This is a genomic window from Paenibacillus sp. N22P23 (genome assembly GCF_059383735.1).
This window is the reverse complement of the sequence record NZ_JBXENT010000001.1, coordinates 160,575-180,092: the sequence shown is the minus strand read 5'-3', so window position 1 is coordinate 180,092 and position 19,518 is coordinate 160,575. Positions and strand designations below refer to the sequence as shown.

Annotated in this window: 16 protein-coding genes; 1 reads left to right on the top strand and 15 read right to left on the bottom strand. The window is 50.7% G+C overall.

The genetic code is table 11. The annotated features are described in order from the left end of the window. Nucleotides 1–77: 77 nt before the first annotated feature. The 14 genes from AC506A_RS00815 to mraZ all read right to left on the bottom strand — a co-directional run bounded on the left by AC506A_RS00815 (nt 78) and on the right by mraZ (nt 17,774). Nucleotides 78–842 carry a cell division protein FtsQ/DivIB gene (locus AC506A_RS00815; protein ID WP_495459128.1) on the bottom strand — a complete coding sequence of 255 codons (765 nt, stop codon included), beginning with the start codon at nt 840–842 and terminating at the stop codon, nt 78–80. A 91-nt stretch (nt 843–933) separates the two neighbouring features. Next, nucleotides 934–2,214, bottom strand: a complete 1,281-nt coding sequence (murA, locus tag AC506A_RS00810; protein WP_495459127.1) for a UDP-N-acetylglucosamine 1-carboxyvinyltransferase — start codon at nt 2,212–2,214, stop codon at nt 934–936. Between the two features lie 15 nt (nt 2,215–2,229). Next, entirely contained in the window at nt 2,230–3,135 is a 906-nt protein-coding gene (gene murB, locus AC506A_RS00805) for a UDP-N-acetylmuramate dehydrogenase (RefSeq protein WP_495459126.1), read from the bottom strand. Nucleotides 3,136–3,314: 179 nt separating this feature from the next. Next, entirely contained in the window at nt 3,315–4,427 is a 1,113-nt protein-coding gene (gene murG / locus AC506A_RS00800) for an undecaprenyldiphospho-muramoylpentapeptide beta-N-acetylglucosaminyltransferase (protein WP_495459125.1), read from the bottom strand. A gap of 7 nt (nt 4,428–4,434) precedes the next feature. Next, nucleotides 4,435–5,532, bottom strand: a complete 1,098-nt coding sequence (gene spoVE, locus AC506A_RS00795; protein WP_495459124.1) for a stage V sporulation protein E — start codon at nt 5,530–5,532, stop codon at nt 4,435–4,437. Nucleotides 5,533–5,577: 45 nt separating this feature from the next. Then, nucleotides 5,578–7,017 (bottom strand): UDP-N-acetylmuramoyl-L-alanine--D-glutamate ligase, encoded by a 1,440-nt coding sequence (murD, locus tag AC506A_RS00790; RefSeq protein ID WP_495459123.1) that lies wholly within the window; start codon nt 7,015–7,017, stop codon nt 5,578–5,580. Nucleotides 7,018–7,634: 617 nt separating this feature from the next. After that, nucleotides 7,635–8,591, bottom strand: coding sequence for a phospho-N-acetylmuramoyl-pentapeptide-transferase (mraY, locus tag AC506A_RS00785; protein ID WP_495459122.1), 957 nt, complete (start codon nt 8,589–8,591; stop codon nt 7,635–7,637). Nucleotides 8,592–8,601: 10 nt separating this feature from the next. After that, complete coding sequence (locus AC506A_RS00780) at nt 8,602–10,008, bottom strand: UDP-N-acetylmuramoyl-tripeptide--D-alanyl-D-alanine ligase (protein ID WP_495459121.1); 1,407 nt, start codon at nt 10,006–10,008, stop codon at nt 8,602–8,604. Further along, the gene (locus AC506A_RS00775; RefSeq protein WP_495459120.1) at nt 10,008–11,492 is read right to left on the bottom strand and encodes a UDP-N-acetylmuramoyl-L-alanyl-D-glutamate--2,6-diaminopimelate ligase; all 1,485 of its coding nucleotides are present in this window, start codon (nt 11,490–11,492) and stop codon (nt 10,008–10,010) included. Before AC506A_RS00775 ends, AC506A_RS00780 begins: the two co-directional genes overlap by 1 nt. A gap of 105 nt (nt 11,493–11,597) precedes the next feature. Further along, the gene (locus tag AC506A_RS00770) at nt 11,598–13,538 is read right to left on the bottom strand and encodes a stage V sporulation protein D (RefSeq protein WP_495459119.1); all 1,941 of its coding nucleotides are present in this window, start codon (nt 13,536–13,538) and stop codon (nt 11,598–11,600) included. Nucleotides 13,539–13,633: 95 nt separating this feature from the next. Next, a complete protein-coding gene (locus AC506A_RS00765; RefSeq protein WP_495459118.1) occupies nt 13,634–15,868 on the bottom strand; it encodes a penicillin-binding transpeptidase domain-containing protein in 2,235 nt (744 codons plus the stop codon). Between the two features lie 10 nt (nt 15,869–15,878). Continuing rightward, the gene (locus AC506A_RS00760) at nt 15,879–16,280 is read right to left on the bottom strand and encodes an FtsL-like putative cell division protein (RefSeq protein ID WP_495459117.1); all 402 of its coding nucleotides are present in this window, start codon (nt 16,278–16,280) and stop codon (nt 15,879–15,881) included. A 67-nt stretch (nt 16,281–16,347) separates the two neighbouring features. Beyond that, entirely contained in the window at nt 16,348–17,280 is a 933-nt protein-coding gene (gene rsmH / locus AC506A_RS00755; RefSeq protein WP_495459116.1) for a 16S rRNA (cytosine(1402)-N(4))-methyltransferase RsmH, read from the bottom strand. A 56-nt stretch (nt 17,281–17,336) separates the two neighbouring features. Further along, on the bottom strand, nt 17,337–17,774 hold the full coding sequence (mraZ, locus tag AC506A_RS00750) for a division/cell wall cluster transcriptional repressor MraZ (RefSeq protein ID WP_494818755.1): 438 nt from the start codon (nt 17,772–17,774) through the stop codon (nt 17,337–17,339). Between the two features lie 222 nt (nt 17,775–17,996). On the opposite strand from mraZ, the gene AC506A_RS00745 reads away from it, so the two are divergent. Further along, nucleotides 17,997–18,284, top strand: coding sequence for a hypothetical protein (locus AC506A_RS00745; RefSeq protein WP_495459115.1), 288 nt, complete (start codon nt 17,997–17,999; stop codon nt 18,282–18,284). 30 nt (nt 18,285–18,314) lie between these two features. On the opposite strand, the gene AC506A_RS00740 is transcribed toward AC506A_RS00745, so the two are convergent. Beyond that, nucleotides 18,315–19,415: a DUF4349 domain-containing protein gene (locus AC506A_RS00740; RefSeq protein WP_495459114.1), complete on the bottom strand. Its 1,101-nt coding sequence runs from the start codon at nt 19,413–19,415 to the stop codon at nt 18,315–18,317. Between the last annotated feature and the right edge of the window lie 103 nt (nt 19,416–19,518).

Below are 19,518 nucleotides of genomic sequence, written 5' to 3'. Positions count from 1 at the left end.
TCTGGTTGATGTTGTTCCGAAAAAATGCAAAAAGGGCAAATAAATCTACATAACTAAAATTCTATCATTCTTTGAAGCTATTGAGTAGTCTCTTTTTGGGAAATGCCTTCATTATCTGCGACTTCAGGCGTAAATGAGGCATATTTATCCGCAAGCAGCATAGTAATTAGTCCCGGGGGCTGAATTTCAATAACAGCATTCAGCGTAGGGATCTTCTCCGGCAGCAGAGACACTGCTGTAATCACCTCAAAACGCGTCCTGGTGTAGATTTTGATCCGATCCTTGTAAGAAGGGGACGGTTCAGGCTTAATCTCCGAGAAGTCTCCTATGGAGTCTTCCGGAATCGTTGATAGCATCTTGCAAAGCTCGGCCAAAATAGGGTCATCTGCTTTCCAGCCCGACAGAATCGGTTTGTCGACAATCATTTCGGAACCAGCTGCAATACTGGCGCCGTTAGCCAAAATAGCCGTGATTTCGCCGTTCTTCGACAATGTATAGGCGACGGTTTTGAACTCCTGCACATGAATCGTGATACTTCCGGGGAATGATTTGGTCACCTTCACATTCTCAATGGCCTTAAGCGTATGCACTCTTGCCTCTAATTTGCTTGCGGATGTACCGAAGAAGGAATCTCCGGCGACGATGCCGACAACCTTGCGGATTTCGGCTGCATTCAGGTAGTGCTGACCTTCAACGGTCACGGTAGCTACTTTGCTTATGGAAGAATTAAAGAATAGTACGCCAAGAATCACGACGAACAATAAGAATAGCACCGCCAACAGCTTCTTGCCGCCTCTGCGCCGTTTCACGGGTTCGCGCAGCACGGGCATCTTCTCTTGCATAGCTTGTCCCCTCTTTGTATAAACGCAAACGGCTTCCCGCCAATCATGGCAAGAGCCGCTCACGCGTTCTTATATCTGTCCACACACGTTGTTATGGAACGATTTGATTGTTCGGCACAGGTGAATAGCGGGTAATTCTAGCTCCCAGCCTGCCTAGCATCGTCTCAATCCGGTCATAACCGCGGTCGATATGATGCACCTGCTCAACGACAGTTTTCCCTTGCGCGGCAAGCCCCGCAATGACTAGAGCTGCACCGGCGCGCAAATCCGTTGCTTCAACCGTGGCACCATAAAGTCGTGACACGCCGCGGATGAAAGCAGAGTTCAGATCTACACGGATATCGGCTCCCATGCGTGAGAGCTCATCGACATGCTTGAATCTGCCTTCAAAAATCGTTTCTTTCATGACGCTTACACCGTCTGCCAGTGCAAGCAGCACCATAATTTGCGATTGCATATCGGTAGGAAATGCAGGGTAAGGCGAGGTTACGATGCGGTCAACAGCTTTTGGGCGTGCTGCTGCACCTACTTTGATTATATCATCGTCAACCGTTATTTGAACACCTGTGCGTCTAAGCACATGGATGAGAGAGGTTAGGTGCGAAGGACATGTATTCAGCAGAGTCACCTGCCCGCGTGTTGCGGCAGCGGCTACCATCACCGTTCCAGTAACAATCCGGTCTGGAATGACTTGATAGCGGCAAGGCGTAAGCTTCTCTATTCCTTCGATCGTAATCGTATCCGTACCGGCACCGAAGATCTTGGCACCCATACTGTTCAAGAAATGCTGCAAATCTTGAATCTCCGGTTCTCGTGCAGCATTGCTGATCGTAGTAAGCCCCTCGGCAAGCACCGCGGCCATCATAATGTTCTCCGTAGCTCCGACGCTCGGGAAATCCAGGTGAATTTCCGCGCCTTTCAACCGTTTTGCATAACAGACTATTCGGCTGTCTTCCTCGTCGACCTGCGCCCCCAGCGCCCGAAGGCCGCTAAGATGCAAATCGATTTTCCGTTCTCCGATCGCGCAGCCGCCTGGCTGATAAATCGTTACTTCGCCAAACCTTGCTAACAGCGGCCCCATAAGAAAAATGGATGATCGCATTTGACGCATAAGAGCCTCAGGAATGTGGGAAGAATGCAAGCTTGACGTATCGAGCGTGACGGTTTCGTCCTCGTGCTCTGCCCGGCAGCCAAGTTCGCGCAAAATGTTAAGCATGACGTCGATATCAAGCAATTTAGGTACATGATCGATCGTCACTTTTCCTTCTACCAGCATACTAGCAGCTAAAATCGGCAAAGCGGCATTTTTCGCGCCTTGGATAACAATGGTTCCTGAGAGAGGTTTCCCGCCTTCAATCACCAATTTGTCCAATTTATCACCTCCGGATTACCGCTCACCCATAACCAGTACCTCCGCCACCAGTTCGACTCCAAATTTGTCCTTTACTGTGCTTTGAATGGTTTTCATAAGGGTGAGAACGTCTTCAGCTTTCGCTTGCCCGGTGTTGACAATGAAATTGGCATGCAAGTTAGAAATCTCGGCGCCACCGCAGCGCATTCCTTTAAGCCCCGCTTCTTGAATGAGCCTTGCGGCAAAATCATTCGGCGGATTGCGGAACACACTTCCGGCACAAGCCAATTGAAGCGGTTGAGTCAACAGTCGACGCTGTTTGTAAGCGGAAGTAGTCGCCATAATTTCTTTACGATCTCCCTGCTCAAGCTCAAAGACGGCTCCAATGACGATGCCCGGTCGTTCATGCAAGCATGAATGACGGTAAGTAAACTTCATATCCTCTATTCCGTAGCGAACCAATTCCCCTGTTTCCAGTACAATGTCAGCTGATTTGAAGATACGTGACACATCCGACCCGTTAGCGCCGGCGTTCATATAGACAGCTCCGCCTACCGATCCTGGAATTCCCCCCGCGAACTCCAATCCGGATAACCCTTCTTTGACTGCCAAAGCCGACAGCTTAATAAAGGAAAAAGCGGCACCCGCATGAACGAGCGTGCCATCAAATCGTGCATAATCGAATGCTTCACCCGGTTGAATGACGACGCCGCGGATTCCTTTATCGCTGACTAGCAAATTGGAGCCGCGTCCGAGATTGGTCCACTGTACCCCATGTTTATGGAGCAACCGGACGACCGACACCAGCTGATCTTCGGTATTCGGAATAATAAGTACATCTGCCGGCCCACCGATTTTCCATGTTGTAAATTCGGAGAGCGGCTTGTTAAACAGGACTCTGCCTGCATCTATTTCGCTTAGCTCCGCCAAAAACTGCTCCATCTGTCGTACCTCCTTCTGCTATAGCGATTGAAACTTGCCTGGCGCTCGTTCGCTCCTCCGGGTGGCCCGCCGCCTTGCTGTAAAGCAGAGACTTCTGAGGCCCGCCGGGTGACGGTCACGATTATGCTGTATACTATGCCTACCCGCACAGGAGTGTGACAATCGCCTATAGGACAGGCTTATTTTTGCCCAGTTGTTAATTGCTTCAATTCTTTCACAATCAGCGCTGCCGACTCCGGCACGCCTAGTGATTTCGCAACCGTACTCATCGCCGTCTGCGTTTGCTTGCTATTGATAATCCGGCTGATGCGCTCGAAGAGGAGCTCACCGTTCAGATTGCGTTCAAGGATCATTTCGGCGGCACCGGCATCTACCAGACTTCTGGCATTCGCTTCCTGATGATTGTTCGTCACGTTCGGCGATGGAATCAGAATCGATGGAATACCAAGTGCCGTCAATTCGGCAATAGAGGACGCCCCTGCTCTTCCAACCACCAGATCAGAAATGGCAAGCACCTCCGGCATGTGATGTAAATACGGGAGCACTTGGAGGCGCTCGGAACGTAACGGCAACACCTCTTCAATGCGATGACTCGTATTCTCGTAATAGCTTTCACCGGTCACGAACACAAAATGGACCTCTGGCAGCCGCTCAAGCAGCGGTGCCAAGTCCACCATGACATCATTTATCGCTTTCGCTCCGCGACTGCCCCCTACAAGCAGCACTACCTGACTGCCTGCCGGGATGTTTAGCCTGGCGTAGCCTTGTTCTTTATCTGCGCGTACGACACTGGTCGCACAAGGATTCCCGGTAAATAATGTATTCGGCTGCCGCTTGAATTGCGACAGCGCATCCTTGAAGCTGACCGCTACACGGCTGGCATAGCGGGAGAGAAACTGATTGGTCAAGCCTGCTACCGCATTTTGTTCATGTATGAGTGTCGGGATGCCCAGCTTTGCAGCGGCATAGATGACAGGTCCGCACACATAGCCGCCAGTACCGACAACAACGTCCGGCTTAAAGTCTCGCAGCAGCTGCTTAGACCTTCGAACACCTTTTAGAAAACGCATGACCGTCCTGACATTCTCGAAGGAAAGCTTACGTCTAAAGCCTGTAATTTCGACCGATTCGAAGGGAATGCCCTGCGCAGGCACGATCCGGCTTTCAAGCCCCTTCGGAGAGCCGATGTACAGGATGGACGAGCCCGGCTGCTCTTCCATCACCTGCTTGCCAATTGCAAGCGCGGGATAGATATGGCCGCCTGTTCCGCCGCCTGTCAATACGATACGCATGTATTAGTCACCTCGAGTAACGGGATATATTCAGTAAAATACCTAACGATGTCAGTAGGAGTGTCAACGAGGAGCCTCCGTAGCTAACCAGCGGGAGCGTAATGCCCGTTACCGGCATCATACCGATAACAACACCGATATTGATAAACACTTGTACGGCGACAATGCCGATGATGCCAACGGCTAGCAGGCTGCCGAACGTATCGGGCGCTGCAATTGCAGTCCGCATGCCTCGCCATAGCAAGATGGCAAACAAGGTGATAATCGTAGTCCCGCCAATAAAACCGAGTTCCTCGGACACGATCGAAAATATAAAATCCGTTTGCGGCTCGGGCAGATAACTGAACTTCTGCCTGCTCATGCCAAGGCCGAGGCCTACCAGCCCGCCTGGTCCAATCGCATAGAGAGATTGAATGGATTGATAACCTGCCCCCAGCGGATCTGCCCATGGATCGAGAAAGGCTGTAATTCGCTGAAGCCTGTAAGGCGCTGCCAGAATAAGTCCGACAAGGCCGGCTACACCAACTAAGGCCAACGATCCCAAATGTGCTAATCGCGCACCTGCTGTATAAATAACGAGCAGCGAAGCACCGATCATGACGGCTCCTGTGCCCAGATCCGGCTGCATCATAATGAGACCGAAGGCCAGTCCCATAATACCGAGCGGCGGCAAGAGGCCTTTCGCAAACTGGGTTACCGCCTGCTGCTTGTCCGCGAGCAGCTTCGAGAGAAAGATGACCATCGCCAGCTTCATAAACTCGGAGGGCTGAATGCCAAACGAACTGATACCGAGCCAGCTTCGCGCACCGCCGCGTACGACCCCGATGCCGGGGATCAAGACGAGCAGCAGCATGCCGAAACAAACGAGCAGACCGAGCTTTGCCCATTTGCGCCAAATCCAATAGTCTGCGTTCATGGTGACGATCATCGCCCCAATGCCGAGCGCAGCAAACAGCACCTGTCGTTTCACATAATAAAATTTGTCACCAAATTCATGGAAGGCCAGCACCGCACTGGCGCTGTACACCATTACAAGTCCGATAGCCAAAATGAGACAAATCGAAATGATCATCCACATATCCGGGGCAGACCTGGCTTTTGCCATAGCGCGAACACCTCTTGCAAGCTTAAGTAGGGACAAGCCCCCTACTTACAAGTTATGCGCCGATTCTTTAAAAATGCGCCCTCGTTCTTCATAGGATGTAAACATATCCCAGCTTGCACAGGCCGGCGACAGGAGAACGGTATCTCCTGGCTCCGCGAGGGCTGCTGCTTCTCGTACTGCCAGCTGCAGCGTGCTTTCGGCGTCCTCCACAGGTTCGACGACTTTGATCGTCGTTAAACCTGCGAGTCTCGCGACTTCGGCAATTTTACCGCGGGTTTCGCCTATGGAGACAACAGCTTTTACTTGATCGCGGAAATGCGGCAGCAGCTCCATGTAGTCGGAGCCTCTGTCCAGCCCTCCTGCAATCAGCACGACGCGACGGCCCAGGAAAGAACGAAGTGCTATGATCGTAGCTGTTCCGTTCGTTGCTTTGGAATTATTGTAATAAGCAATTTGGTTATGATTGCGCACAAATTCCAGGCGATGCTCCACACCACGGAACTGACGAAGAGGCTCTAGCAGAGCTTCTATGCTTGCGCCTGCTACGATGCATGCAGCAATGGCTGCAAGGGCGTTAGCCGTATTGTGACGACCGGGAATACCTAGTTCATTAACCGGTATGATGTCATGAGACTGACCTTGCTCATCTCGCCATACGATAACACGGTTGACGTCTCCGGCAGGCGCTGTAAGATCAGCTGGGAACGGCGGATTGACGCATAATCCGTATGTAAGCTCTTTAGTTGTAGAGAAAGGCAGAATACGTGCTTTAATCGACCCTGCATGCATAAGCTCGCGGCAAACCGGATCATCTGCATTTAAGATCGCAGTATCTTCAGGCGTCTGATTCGCAAAAAGCTTCGCTTTGGACGCGACATAGTCTTCCATACCGCCGTGATAGTCCAGATGTGTCTCCGCTACATTGAGCAGCATGCCGATTCGCGGCCGAAACTCCGTTGTGCCTTTCAACTGGAAGCTGCTAAGCTCCGCGACAATCCAATCTTGGCTCGATGCCGTCTGTGCGGCTTCGCACAAAGGAGTCCCAATATTGCCGGCTACGATCGGATGAAGTCCCGCAGCTTCCAGCAGCTCGCCGATCCATGTCGTTGTCGTGGTTTTGCCGTTAGAACCGGTAATGCCGATCATTGGAGCCGGTGACAGTAAATAAGCGACTTCCACTTCGGTAACGACTTCAATGCCCAGCTCCAATGCTTGCTTGACAGGTGCTGACTTGTACGGAATACCTGGATTCTTAACAACCAGTGCCGTATCCGCATCAATGAGATTCGCCGGATGACTGCCGCAAATAACAGAAACACCCAAAGCGTCCAGCTCGTCCGCTTCGGGAGATAAATGACGTTCCTTCATATCGTTAACGGTCACCTTGGCGCCAAGCTTATGGAAAATCTTCGCGACGCTGACCCCGCTTCTGGCTAATCCGAGTACGATAACCTGTTGATCCTTGTATAAGGATGGGTGTTTCATCTATGTCACAACTCCTTAAAATTCAGCAATGCATTTATTCATTTCTTACTTGACAATCCCCCTAAATCCCCCTTTGAAAGGGGGACCCCGAGGGCCCCGGCCCTCTGGACACCCGGAAGGTGTAACGTTGGTGCTCCAGAGGAACGCTCCTAGCTTCTGTTGGTGGGGTGCTCGAAGTCCCTTACGGGACTAACTTTCATGTTGGCGCTCCCGTGTTACCTGTTGACTACGTCACTGAAGAACGTTTTGGTCACAGCGGCGCGTCGTTGTTGCAACCAATGCGTAGTGCCCGCTTTCGTCCCTTTCGGGACACGCTCCCATTTCCCGCGCACGGTTAGTTATCGGCAGCTGCGCTGCCTTGTCCCTTCGGGACTTAAGAGCACGTCGGCGGCTGCGCCGCCTTGTCCATTCGGGACATTATAAAAATAGCCGGGTACAAGAGCGGAGCGGGCGGAATCGTTGTGTAGAAGCGTTAGCGTTCGCCTTTGTCAACCGAATTTCTACCACTAGATCAGTTATAGAATCAAGAAATTCGGGGGACAACAGCGATCGAAACAATGATCCGCACGCGCAGCGGTGTACTCCCAGCGTCCTTTCCCTAACATGCCCTTAGGCACTTACCGTCCCAGCAGCAAACCGATCGCCGCGAATACAATCCCGACGAACCAGAAGGAAGTAACAACCTTCCACTCCGACCAGCCGGACAATTCGAAATGATGATGGATCGGGCTCATTTTGAAGATTCGTTTGCCTCGTAGTTTGAAAGAACCTACTTGCAGTATAACCGACAGCATCTCCAGAACGAAAACGCCGCCGATAATGACCAGTAATATTTCGGTTTTGGTTAGAATCGCAACAGCCGCCATACCGCCGCCGATGCCAAGTGAGCCTGTATCGCCCATGAACACTTTGGCCGGATGCGCATTGAATACCAAGAAGCCCAGCATCGCGCCGATCATCGTCGCCGAGAAGATGGCGGATTCATGTTCGCTTGCATGCAGCGCGAGAATCGCGAAGGCCGTGAACGCGACTGCGCCTGTCCCTGCCAGCAATCCGTCGACGCCGTCTGTGAAGTTAACCGCATTCGTTGTGCCGAACAACATAATAACGACGAACGGATAATAGAACCATCCGAAATCAAGCTCTGCGGACGTCCCTGGAATCCCGATCACCGTGCTGTGATTCATTTGATAGAGCAGTACACATATAATTACGGAAAAAATCAGTTGGCCAATTAGCTTTTGCATCGCTGTAAGGCCAAGCGAACGTTTAAATACGATTTTGATATAATCATCCAGAAATCCGACCAGACCAAATCCGAGCGATGCAACAAGCAGCACCCAGAAAGAAGACGTCTTATCCGAGAACTTTAGGAACGCCAGCAAGACAGCCAGCATAATGATGATGCCGCCCATAGTCGGTGTCCCTGATTTCTTCAGATGGCTTTGCGGGCCGTCTGTACGGATCTGCTGGCCGAATTTCATCCGTTTCAGCAGCGGAATGAACAAAGGTCCGAACAGTATCGCAAGCATGAAGGAAGCGCCGATTGACAGAAGAATGACCTTTACGTCCATAATTTCACCTCTATGCACGCTGCAGGTCATGGACGATTTCTTCCATGCGCATGCCGCGGGATCCTTTCACCAGTATGAGATCTTCCGGCACTAGTTGTGCGCGGAGCCATTCTATAAGTTGTTGCTTATCTTCAAATGCTTTAACGAGGTCTGAGCCGTCAAATTGCTTTGCCGCTTCAGAGGCGATATTCTGCGATAGCTTACCGTATGTCAGCACACGATCTGCCTTCGACGGATTCACATAAGCGCCGATTGCGCCATGCATCGCTTCTTCATCCGGCCCGAGCTCCAGCATATCGCCAAGGACGAGCCATTTACAGTGATAACCCGACAGCCCTGCTACGAGGTCAATCGCGGCGCGGACGGATGTCGGACTGGCATTGTATGCATCATTAAGTACCATTGCTCCATTATACGCACGACCCGGCTCAATGCGCATCGCTGTCAGCTTCAGCCCAGCGAATCCTTCGCGAATGACTTCGTCCGGCATACCAAACTTCTTGGCTGTCGCAATCGCCGCGAGCGCATTGGATACATTATGCGTGCCGGCCACAGGAAGTTCAACGTGCTGCAGCCCATTATCGCCGCATAAATCAAATACAGAAGTTGTTGCGTTCACGACTACATTCTCAGCCGCCCATCGATTGCCTTCCTGCAAACCGAAGGTTTGTACCTCGGTCAGTTCCGGCAACGAAACCTGCTTAAGCCCCTCGTGCAGAAGCGGTTCATCACCATTAATAAGCAGCAGGCCGCCAGGCTTCAGTCCCGCTACAATTTCAAGCTTCGCTTGGGTAATGCCTGCACGTGAACCAAGCTGAAGCATGTGAGATTCGCCGATATTGGTAATGATCGCAACATCGGGTTTCGCAAGTCGAGTCAACAGATCGATCTCGCCGAACTCACTCATCCCCATCTCAAGCACAACAACTTCCACGCCTTCTTCTAATGCCAGAAGCGTTAGCGGCAAGCCGATATGATTGTTATAGTTGCCATCTGTTTTATGCACGCGAAAAAAGCCCGACAGCAGCGCTGCGACCATATCTTTCGTTGTCGTTTTGCCATTGCTGCCTGTTACGCCAACTACGCGCACCCGCAATTCGTCACGGTATGCCGAAGCAAGCTGCTGCAGTGCCGCAGTTGTATCGTCCACCAGAATAAGAGGCACACCAGTCGCCAACGCATTAGGAAGTTCTTTATCCCTCTGCCACAGCGTAGCAACTGCACCGCCTTCAATGGCGCTGCTTGCAAATTCATGACCGTCAAAGTTCTCGCCTTTGATCGGAATGAACAACTGACCCGGCGACATGCGCCGGGAGTTGATGGAGACGCCGGTTATTTCCAGACTGCCGGCATCTGTATCGTTTTGTATCGTTCCACTGCACATGGCGGCAATCGCGCTTAATTTACGTGTAATCACTATGAAAGACTCCTTATCGCTTCTTTAGCCACCTCGCGGTCGTCAAAGTCATACTTGACGCCGCCGATATCCTGATAGGTTTCGTGGCCTTTCCCCGCAATTAATACTACATCGTCACGCCTCGCCATTTCAACCGCTTTTTGTATCGCCGCTCTTCGATCAACGAGCAGCTCGTAACGATTCGCAGCCGTATTGTCCTGTACAAGTCCTGCTTCAACGTCCAGCAGGATACGTTCCGGATCCTCCGTACGGGGATTATCCGATGTAAGGATGCAATAATCCGCAAGCTGCGCGGCGATTTGGCCCATAAGCGGCCGTTTTGTCCGGTCACGGTCGCCGCCGCAGCCAAATACACAAATGACGCGCCCCACGGCAAATTCCTTCACAGCGGTAAGCACATTCTGTAGTCCGTCAGGCGTATGGGCATAATCGACGATGACCGCGAACTTCTGTCCGGCTTGAACGGACTCGACGCGGCCTGGAACACCGGGGATGTCTTCCAGACTTTGCTTAATCTGCTTCAGTGAAATACCCTCAATTAGAGCAGCACTTATGGCACTTAACGCATTGTACACATTATATTTACCGGCCATCCGCAGTGTAATATCCGCAGAACCGGCGAACGTTTCCACATGGAAAGCTGTCCCGTGGGCAGTTATACGCACTTTATCGGCGCGCACATCCGCATCATGATCGATGCCGTAAGTAACAACCTCAGCTGTCGTAACGTCTGCATACTTAGGCGAGGCTGCGTCGTCAGCATTCAGTACCGCAAACAAACGATCCTCCGGCGTACGCCCGAATTCATTGCCAAGCCGGGAGAACAACAGCCCTTTCGCTGATGCATACCTCTCCATCGTAGCATGATAGTCGAGATGATCCTGCGTCAAATTGGTGAAAATCGCTGTCCGATAGCGGCTGCCCTTCACTCGTCCCTGCTCCAGCGCATGCGAGGAAACTTCCATAATGCAGTATTCCGTCCCTGCCTCTGCCATGGCAGCAAGTGAACGCTGCAGCTCGTGCGCCTCAGGTGTCGTTCCCGACATCGGCAGCGATTTGCCGGCATAGCGCATTTCCACCGTTCCAATAACACCGGTACTGAACCCTGCGTCACTCATAATTTTCTCGATCAGATACGTTGTCGTTGTTTTACCGTTCGTGCCCGTAACGCCGATCAATTTCAGCTTACGGCTTGGATAATCAAAATAATGATTGGCGATCACGGCCATCGCATAACGGCTGTCTTTGACGATAAGTTGAGGGATTGGCAGATCCAGCTGTCTCTCCACAACCAGGGTAACGGCCCCTCTAGCAACGGCCTCCGCGGCATAATCATGCCCGTCAACCTTATGTCCACGCAAACAGATAAAGACGCAGCCTGGCAAGACGCGGCGGGAGTCGGTCTCAATACTACCAACCTCCGCCGTCCCTTCACCAACCAGAACAGATGTGAGCAGCAGTGCAGCCAAGTGTTCTACACGCATCGCTTAAGTCCCCTCCCGTGAGCAGATCAAATCTGCGCAGGGCCGCCTATGAAGAAGCAGCAAAGTTGGGTCGCGGCCTACTTCATCTATCTATACTCATTATAGTCAGCGAACAGAGCTTTCATCATCGTCTTTTGCTAAATAAATCCGTATGGTTGACCCTCGATCGACCCGCGTTCCCGCAGCAGGTGACTGCCTTATCACGGTGTCCCCGCTCCCGGCCGAGGTTAAATTGAAGTTCATATTCAAATCCTCATAAATATCAGATACAGTCTTGCCGATGAGATTCGGAACGACCACAATCGGTGTCTCCCCGTATTTATACTCTTTGCTCAGTTGATCCTTCCGCGGAGCAACTCCCATATACGGCAGTGCATCTTCCAAAATATTGTGTACGATAGGCGCGGCGACGACACCCCCGAATTGAATGCCTTGCGGGTTATCGACTGCGACGTATACCACGATCTTCGGATCGTCTGCCGGAGCAAAACCAATAAAGGATACGATATGCTCATTCGGTGAATATCGGCCGTTGATAACTTTCTGGGCTGTACCTGTCTTACCGCCGACACGATAGCCATCTATGAAGGCATTGCGTCCTGTTCCTTTGGCAACGACGCTCTCCAGTGCCTCTCGCACCTGCTTGCTCGTTTTCTCGGATATGACGGTTCGAACCGCTTCCGGCTCTACTGTACTTACCGTATCGCCTGTCTCTGGATTAATCCATGATTTGGCGACATGCGGCTTATACAGTGTACCCCCATTGATCGCTGCCGAAACAGCAGTGATCTGTTGAATTGGTGTAACCGACACCCCTTGACCGAATGCGGTAGTCGCAAGCTCAACTGGACCGACCTGGCTCATTTTGAACATAATACCGTTCTCCTCGCCGCCGAGGTCGATGCCGGTTTTTTTACCGAAGCCGAAGTTCTTAATATAATCGAACAGCTTCTCTTTGCCAAGTCGGTTGCCTAGCGCGACGAATCCCGGGTTACAAGAGTTCTGCACCACTTCAAGGAAGGTTTGGCTGCCATGGCCGCCTTTCTTCCAGCAGCGCAGCCTGGCGCCGCCGATTTCAACAGCGCCCGGATCAAAGAAATGCTCACCCGTTAGATTTACTTTTCCTTCTTCGAGCGCGGCTGCCAGCGTAATGATCTTGAACGTGGACCCCGGCTCATACGTCATCCAAATCGGCAAATTGCGATTGTAGATCGCCGGATCAACATCACGGTATTTGTCCGGTTCGTAAGTTGGCCTGCTGGCCATTCCGAGAATTTCGCCGTTCGTAGGGTCCATTGCGATCGCAATGATGTCATCGGCCTGAAACTTGACCATCGCTTGATCAAGTTCCCGCTCCATAATCGTTTGTATCTGCTTGTCTATCGTAAGTTCTAAGTTAAGCCCGTCTTTAGGCTCCAAATAGGTATCGCCTGAGCCCGGCATCTGTCCGCCTCCGGCCGTTGACAAGAACGAAATATTTCCGTTGATACCTTCCAGAAGATCGTCATATTTCGCTTCAATGCCGGTTAAGCCTTGATTATCAATGCCGGTAAATCCGAGTACATGTGATGCGAAGCTTCCGAGCGGATAGTAGCGTTTGTTGTCTTCGGCTACCACAATTCCCGGCAAATTAAGATCCCGAATTTGCTGCGCTTTTTCCGTAGTGATTTTGCGACCGCCTGGTTTAAGACTTACGATCATCTGCTTTTTCTTAATCGTTGTATAGATTACTTCCTCCGACATATCCAGTACACTGGCTAGCTGAGCGGCAGTCGACTTCGCATCCTTGATCTGGGCAGGTATCGCCATAACGGTAGGCGAGCTTATATTATACGCAAGCATGGTGCCGTTTCGGTCCAAAATCTCGCCCCGCTTCGCCGAGAACGGAATTTCCCTGCGCCAGGAGTCCTCCGCTTTCGCTGCAAGCTCCTCGCCTTTCCACAGCTGCACATAACCCAGCCGTCCGGCCAGAAGCGAGAATGCAAGAATGCCAATAAGAAGCGCCGTAAACAGCCTGCGCCTAATCGTCACACTCGAAACCTTCACTTAACATCCCCTCCGAATAGCTCGTAAAACGGGAACGTTCGTCCATCCGTTTCCTAATCCAAGCCTATTCAAAGAAAAAGGGGGTTAGAACAAGCCTATCCCCCAGAAGCAGTACCCGATTTGCTGTTGTCTGTTGCTCCTTTTGATGCATTTTCTCCGTCTTCCGTCTGTGTGGAGGCTTGTAGAGCCGGCGGTGACAGGACAAGCTTGAGCACTTTGTTCTCGCCTTGTTTCGCTAATGATTGCGAGGTTACGAAGCCTTCCCCTGTCGTCATAACGCGAATCTGCAGGATCGAGCACATCTCCATCGCATCTCGAAGCGATAAGCCGGTCATATTCGGAATTGGCAGCTTCGTTCTCTCTTCGGTTAGAAGATAGATCCGCTGATCCGGACTGACGGCCGTACCTGCCTTAGGAATTTGCTGCAGGACGGTCTTGCCTTTACCGACAACTTCGTAATTGAGCTTGCTCGATTTCAATTTATTTTTCGCATTCGTTAGATCCAGCTTAGTCAAGCTTGGAATTTCGACGGTTTGCTCTTGATTCGGCGTACTAGAGGCTGTCGTCTTCACTGATGTCACCGGATCAACACCCATATGGCGAAGACTTTGCTGCACGATCTTCTTGAAAATAGGCGCCATAACGATACCACCGGAAGCTAACCGATCATTCGGCTCATCCATAACAAGATAAAGAACGATCTTCGGGTTGCCTACAGGCGCGAAGCCGATGAAAGAAATCACGTACTTGTCGTCTGCATATCCGCCGTTGACAACTTTCTGAGCCGTACCTGTTTTACCTGCTACACGGTAACCTTCAATGTAGGCTCTGCGGCCGGAACCGATCTCTTGGTCAGAAACGACCTGCTCCAAATATTCATCCACTTTCTTGGCCGTTTGTTCGGTGATCACCTGACGGACGACCTGTGGTTTGATCACTTCTACTTTCTTCGAAACCGGATCTTGAATTTCTTTAATAAGATGCGGTACAAGCAGCTTGCCGCCATTAGCAACGGCAGCTACAGCCGCAACCTGTTGAATCGGCGTCACGAGTACTTTACCTTGACCGAAAGCTGCGGTTGCAACCTCAGTTGCATAACGGGGATTGAAATTAACCTGTCCCTTGATTTCGCCGGGAAGCTCAATACCAGTCTTCTGGCTGAAGCCGAATTTGGTGATATAGTCCATCAGCTTCTCTGCTTTCAGCCGTTCGTAGCCAAGCTTGATGAAAGCAACGTTACTGGACCGCTTCAGCCCTTCCAAGAACGAAATGGTTCCCCAGCCTTCACGATTGATATCATGGATCGATTCGCCTGCCACTTTGATAACGCCGGATTTGAACGTTTCGTCCGGATTGAACATGCCTTCCTGAACGGCACCTGACAGCGTCACGATCTTAAACGTCGAACCCGGCTCGTACAAGGACTTAATAGAATGATCGTAAAAGTTCTCCTGCGGTGCAGTCCAGTACGAGTTCGGGTTAAAATCGGGCATATTCGCCAATCCGAGAATTTCCATCGTTTGCGGGTCCGCCGCAATCGCCGTGATGCTCTTAGGCTTATATTTATCATACGTTTCTTTAATCGCTTCTTCGATATAGTGCTGGATTTCGGTATCAATCGTCAGCTTAACGTTTTTACCATCCACGGAAGGCTTAAAACTGACTGTTCCATCTTCCAGAATGACGCCATTACCGTCCCGCTCGTATTTGATTTCGCCTTCTGTGCCTCTTAACTGCTCATCCAGCGATGCCTCAAGCCCCATTACAGCTTTACCTTCCTTGTTCTCATAACCGAGAATGTGGGAAGCCAAACTGCCTTTGGGATAAGAGCGCTTCTGTTGATCGATCAAGTAGATGCCTACATCCTTGTGGCCGGTTTCTTCGACGAGCTGGTCTCTGAAACGGAGAATCCGATCCGCAACCGACTTGTCAATCTTCCAGCCTTCTTTGCGCACCTCGCGCTGCTGATAGTATTCGCCGTTCTTCTGCTTCGCCTCTACAATCTCGCGCAGCGAAATCTGCGATTTACCAAGCACACCGCTCAACTTGTTGATGATGACGTTTTCCAGCTTCAAGTCATGAATGACCTTTGGATTGACGGCAACCGTATATGCCGCAACATCCATTGCCAGTACATTGCCATCCCGGTCTGTAATCGTACCGCGAACCGGAATAAGCTTCTCCGACCTCGACCATACTTCTCTCGCTTTGTCCGCCCAGAAATCTGCATGTACAACTTGAACCCAGTAGATTCTGCCCGCCAATAAAACAAAAAGGAGGGTGATAAGCCCTCCGACCAACAATGTCCGTATTTTAATTCTCTTTGTCATAACGGTTCACCTATTCCTTGCCGCTTGCATTCGTATCTTTTGGTGTCGACACGCTTACTTTAATCGGATTGTCATCCTGCTCCAAGCCTAGTTTCTTTGCTTGATCCCGAATATTAGCCGGATCATTGGCCTTCTCGTATTCCGAAGTCAAAAAGGCTACCTGCTCAGTCAACTGCTCATGCTGCTTCGTCAATTGCTTGATTTGAAGCTCCATCTGGTAGATTTGTGCATAACGGAAAATAACGACGCCAGCTACAATCACGCAAACGAGAATCGTAAACATGTACAGCAGTTTCTCCTGCACCGGCAGCGACTTTCGCTTGATTACAACTTTTTTGGTTTCTCGGAATTGCGGCCGCTGTTCCGGTTTTCGTTTCGGTTGCAGCGCTAGATTCCCATTCACATAAGCCATTGCGGTACCCTCTCCCCTTCTCTGTTACTTATAAAACGACATCTATGGTGTGTTGTCTTCTATGCGATTACAATTTCTCGGCAACTCGGAGCTTTGCGGAACGTGATCTTGGGTTCTGCTCCAATTCCTCTTCGCTAGGTAGAATCGGTTTGCGATTCACAAGCTTCACCTTGCCGCCTCCGCCGCAAACACACAACGGGAAGTCGGTTGGGCAGGTGCATTTTTCAACAAATTTCGCAAACAACTGCTTGCAAATACGATCTTCCAGGGAATGAAACGTAATGACTGAAGCTCTACCTCCGGCATTCAATACGTCTATTGTCTGTTCAAGACCTTCTTCTTCTGCACCAAGCTCATCGTTAACCGCAATCCGCAGCGCTTGAAACGTACGTTTCGCTGGATGCGGGCCTGTCCGCCTTGCAGCAGCAGGAATGCCGGATTTAATAATCTCAACCAGCTCGCCGGTTGTTTCGACTCGCTTCTGCTCTCTGGCTGCGATAATCTTGCGTGCGATCGATCTGGCAAATCGCTCTTCACCGTAGTTCGTAATAATACGGGAGATTTCACGTTCATCCCATGTATTGACAATATCATCTGCTGTCAGCATGCCGTCTTGATCCATCCGCATATCAAGCGGTGCATCGTGATTGTAGCTAAAGCCGCGTTCACCTTCATCGAGCTGCGGACTGGAAACGCCTAAATCGAACAATACTCCGTCTACACCGGCAATCCCTAAATCCTTCAGCACATGCGCTAAATAACGAAAGTTACTTTTAACTAGTGTGACACGATCCATGTAAGCGGACAGTCTGACGCGCGCGTTGTCGAGTGCCCAGTCGTCCTGGTCTAATGCAATCAATCGTCCCTCAGGTCCAAGCCTTGATGCGATAAGTTCGCTGTGACCGGCGCCTCCGAGTGTACAATCCACGTAGATACCGTCCGGTTTAATGGCAAGTCCATCTACTGCTTCTTCTTTCAATACTGTGATGTGTTGAAACATGCTGTAATCCTCCCTGCTCTAAAGCCCTCGCTACCCTAACTGATTCGGCAAGCGAGCTAAAAATTAAAATCAAAATCAACAAGCTTCTCTGCAATATCATTGAAGGTCTCTTCGGATTGCTTGAAATAGCTCTCCCAGATCGGTTTGCTCCAGATTTCCACACGGTTCGAAACGCCCAGCACAATACAGTCCTTGTCCAGCTTGGCATATTCGCACAGCGTATTCGGTAAGTTTACCCTTCCCTGTTTATCGAGCTCGCATTCCGTTGCTCCCGAGAAGAAAAAACGAGAGAACGCACGTGCATCCGACTTCATCATGGGCAGCGATTTCAGCTTCTGTTCCAGCAAGCTCCACTCGCTTTGCGGATAAACAAACAAACAGTTATCAAGTCCTCGTGTGACAACAAAGTGGTCGCCAAGTTGTTCGCGGAATTTAGCCGGGATAATGATGCGGCCTTTCTCGTCAATGCTATGCTGATATTCGCCCATAAACATTGAACCGCTCCACCCCTTCCCCCAAATCCTCCACTTAACCCCACTTTCCACCACTAGTGTTGAACTATTCGCCACAGCAAAAGGAAATCCTGCTCCTTTAGCAGGATTTAATAAAATAATTTATGGGATTAACCTTGTTACGGTTTTGAAACTTTTTAGTTCTTTGGTTCGTGTACACTAGAAAAGAAATGCTGGATGAATCATACATTAGGGGGCCTGCCTGTGACCGGCACTTCCGCCTTGACCTATAAAATCAACCTTCTTCGCACGGTCGAGCTGCTTTGTTATCAAGTAACACACTATTTACTCCACAGTGAAGAAGAAGCAGCAGCTGCCAGCGAGGAAGCACTGACCGCTCTATTTTGCAATCCAACCTTCTTGGAAGCTTCCGAGGAGGAACGCTCAGCTATCGCTAGGAAAACCGCCGTAACCGTTGCCCTGCAGCGCGCTGCCGGCAATAGCCAAACACGGCAAAAAGAGCTGAACCCACATGTCACCAGGGACATGTGATGCAGCTCTTCGATTTGCTTCTGGGGTATTCTATTGTTCTGAATCTTCTTTAGCTGGTTCCGCAGCCTCAAGCGCAGGGACTGTTTTTGTGCTGGCAGCCGGACGCAAATTACGCTTGCGCCGGTTGCTTCGGTAAGCCATATAAGCAGGAATACCTACGACTGCCGCCAATGCCAATACCGGCAATGCCCCGGCAATGAAGATAAACACACCTTGAATGAACGCGTAAACGACATTCGTGCTGCCGGACATGGCATCCGTGATTCGATTCAGAAACCCTGTTTTTTCCTCGTCTTTCGTATTAACAGGTTCTAACACCTGATACATCCGCAGATCAATGGTGGAGTATTCCACATTTTTGTCCAGATAGCGAATTCGTCCTTTTATCCGCTCGATCTCGGTTTGAACTTCGCCGAGCTGGTTTGAAATTTGCAGCAAATCTGTCGTCTTCGTCGCCTTCTCCATGAATGCAGTCAGCCGAGCCTCTACCACTTGACGAGCCTTCAGCCGAGCCTCCATATCGACGTATTCTTCCGTGACATCTGTTCCTTGCGCACTGCTCTCGAAGCCTTCGTGTTTGATTTTCTCCAGTTCGCTGATGAACGTATCAAAGCCGGCAGCCGGTACTTTAATCGTATAAGTGCCGCCAAGCTCGGAAGTTGTTTTCTTATCCGAATAAGAGAGCAAATAACCGCCTGACAAATGAATCAAGTTGCGAAGAGAGGTTTGAGCCTTTCCGTAGTCTTCAACCTCCATGTTTACAGCCGCTTTGTAAATGATTTTGCGAGTGAAGCTGGACTCGCCATCCGGAATATTGCCGCCAGTGTCGCTCATTCCGGCTGCAGGGGCCTCCGCCTCTTCACTGCTTGCTGCTTTGTCTGCAGTACTCGAGTTTGAAGATGACGAGGTCATTTCAGAGTCACCGTTTGCCATTTGCGGCGCTGTTGCCTCCGTACTCACCGCAGCATTGTCACTGGTTGCGCTGCCAGCATACCCGTCGCTCGACATATTTGAATTACTGTTGCTGGAAGAACAACCCGCCAGCATCCATACCATGACTGCAATGCCAACCAGCATAAACCATCTGACGCTTCTCTTTTTTGTTGCGCCTTTGCCATGAAGCATGTTCATGATACAACCCCCACTTTTCTTTGTAATATGATCGACCTACCTATCAAACGTCGGAGGAAAGGTAGAAGTTGCATATTGCGGGAGAAAAAAGACGCATGAACCG

What these genes read in the sequence shown, in the direction of transcription:
- murB (WP_495459126.1), bottom strand. Translation starts at nt 3,135, where the DNA reads ATGGAGCAGTTTTTGGCGGAGCTAAGCGAAATAGATGCAGGCAGAGTC.
- rsmH (WP_495459116.1), bottom strand. Translation starts at nt 17,280, where the DNA reads ATGTTTCAACACATCACAGTATTGAAAGAAGAAGCAGTAGATGGACTT.
- AC506A_RS00760 (WP_495459117.1), bottom strand. Translation starts at nt 16,280, where the DNA reads ATGGCTTATGTGAATGGGAATCTAGCGCTGCAACCGAAACGAAAACCG.
- murD (WP_495459123.1), bottom strand. Translation starts at nt 7,017, where the DNA reads ATGAAACACCCATCCTTATACAAGGATCAACAGGTTATCGTACTCGGA.
- AC506A_RS00775 (WP_495459120.1), bottom strand. Translation starts at nt 11,492, where the DNA reads ATGCGTGTAGAACACTTGGCTGCACTGCTGCTCACATCTGTTCTGGTT.
- mraY (WP_495459122.1), bottom strand. Translation starts at nt 8,591, where the DNA reads ATGGACGTAAAGGTCATTCTTCTGTCAATCGGCGCTTCCTTCATGCTT.
- AC506A_RS00740 (WP_495459114.1), bottom strand. Translation starts at nt 19,415, where the DNA reads ATGAACATGCTTCATGGCAAAGGCGCAACAAAAAAGAGAAGCGTCAGA.
- murG (WP_495459125.1), bottom strand. Translation starts at nt 4,427, where the DNA reads ATGCGTATCGTATTGACAGGCGGCGGAACAGGCGGCCATATCTATCCC.
- mraZ (WP_494818755.1), bottom strand. Translation starts at nt 17,774, where the DNA reads ATGTTTATGGGCGAATATCAGCATAGCATTGACGAGAAAGGCCGCATC.
- spoVE (WP_495459124.1), bottom strand. Translation starts at nt 5,532, where the DNA reads ATGGCAAAAGCCAGGTCTGCCCCGGATATGTGGATGATCATTTCGATT.
- AC506A_RS00765 (WP_495459118.1), bottom strand. Translation starts at nt 15,868, where the DNA reads ATGACAAAGAGAATTAAAATACGGACATTGTTGGTCGGAGGGCTTATC.
- AC506A_RS00815 (WP_495459128.1), bottom strand. Translation starts at nt 842, where the DNA reads ATGCAAGAGAAGATGCCCGTGCTGCGCGAACCCGTGAAACGGCGCAGA.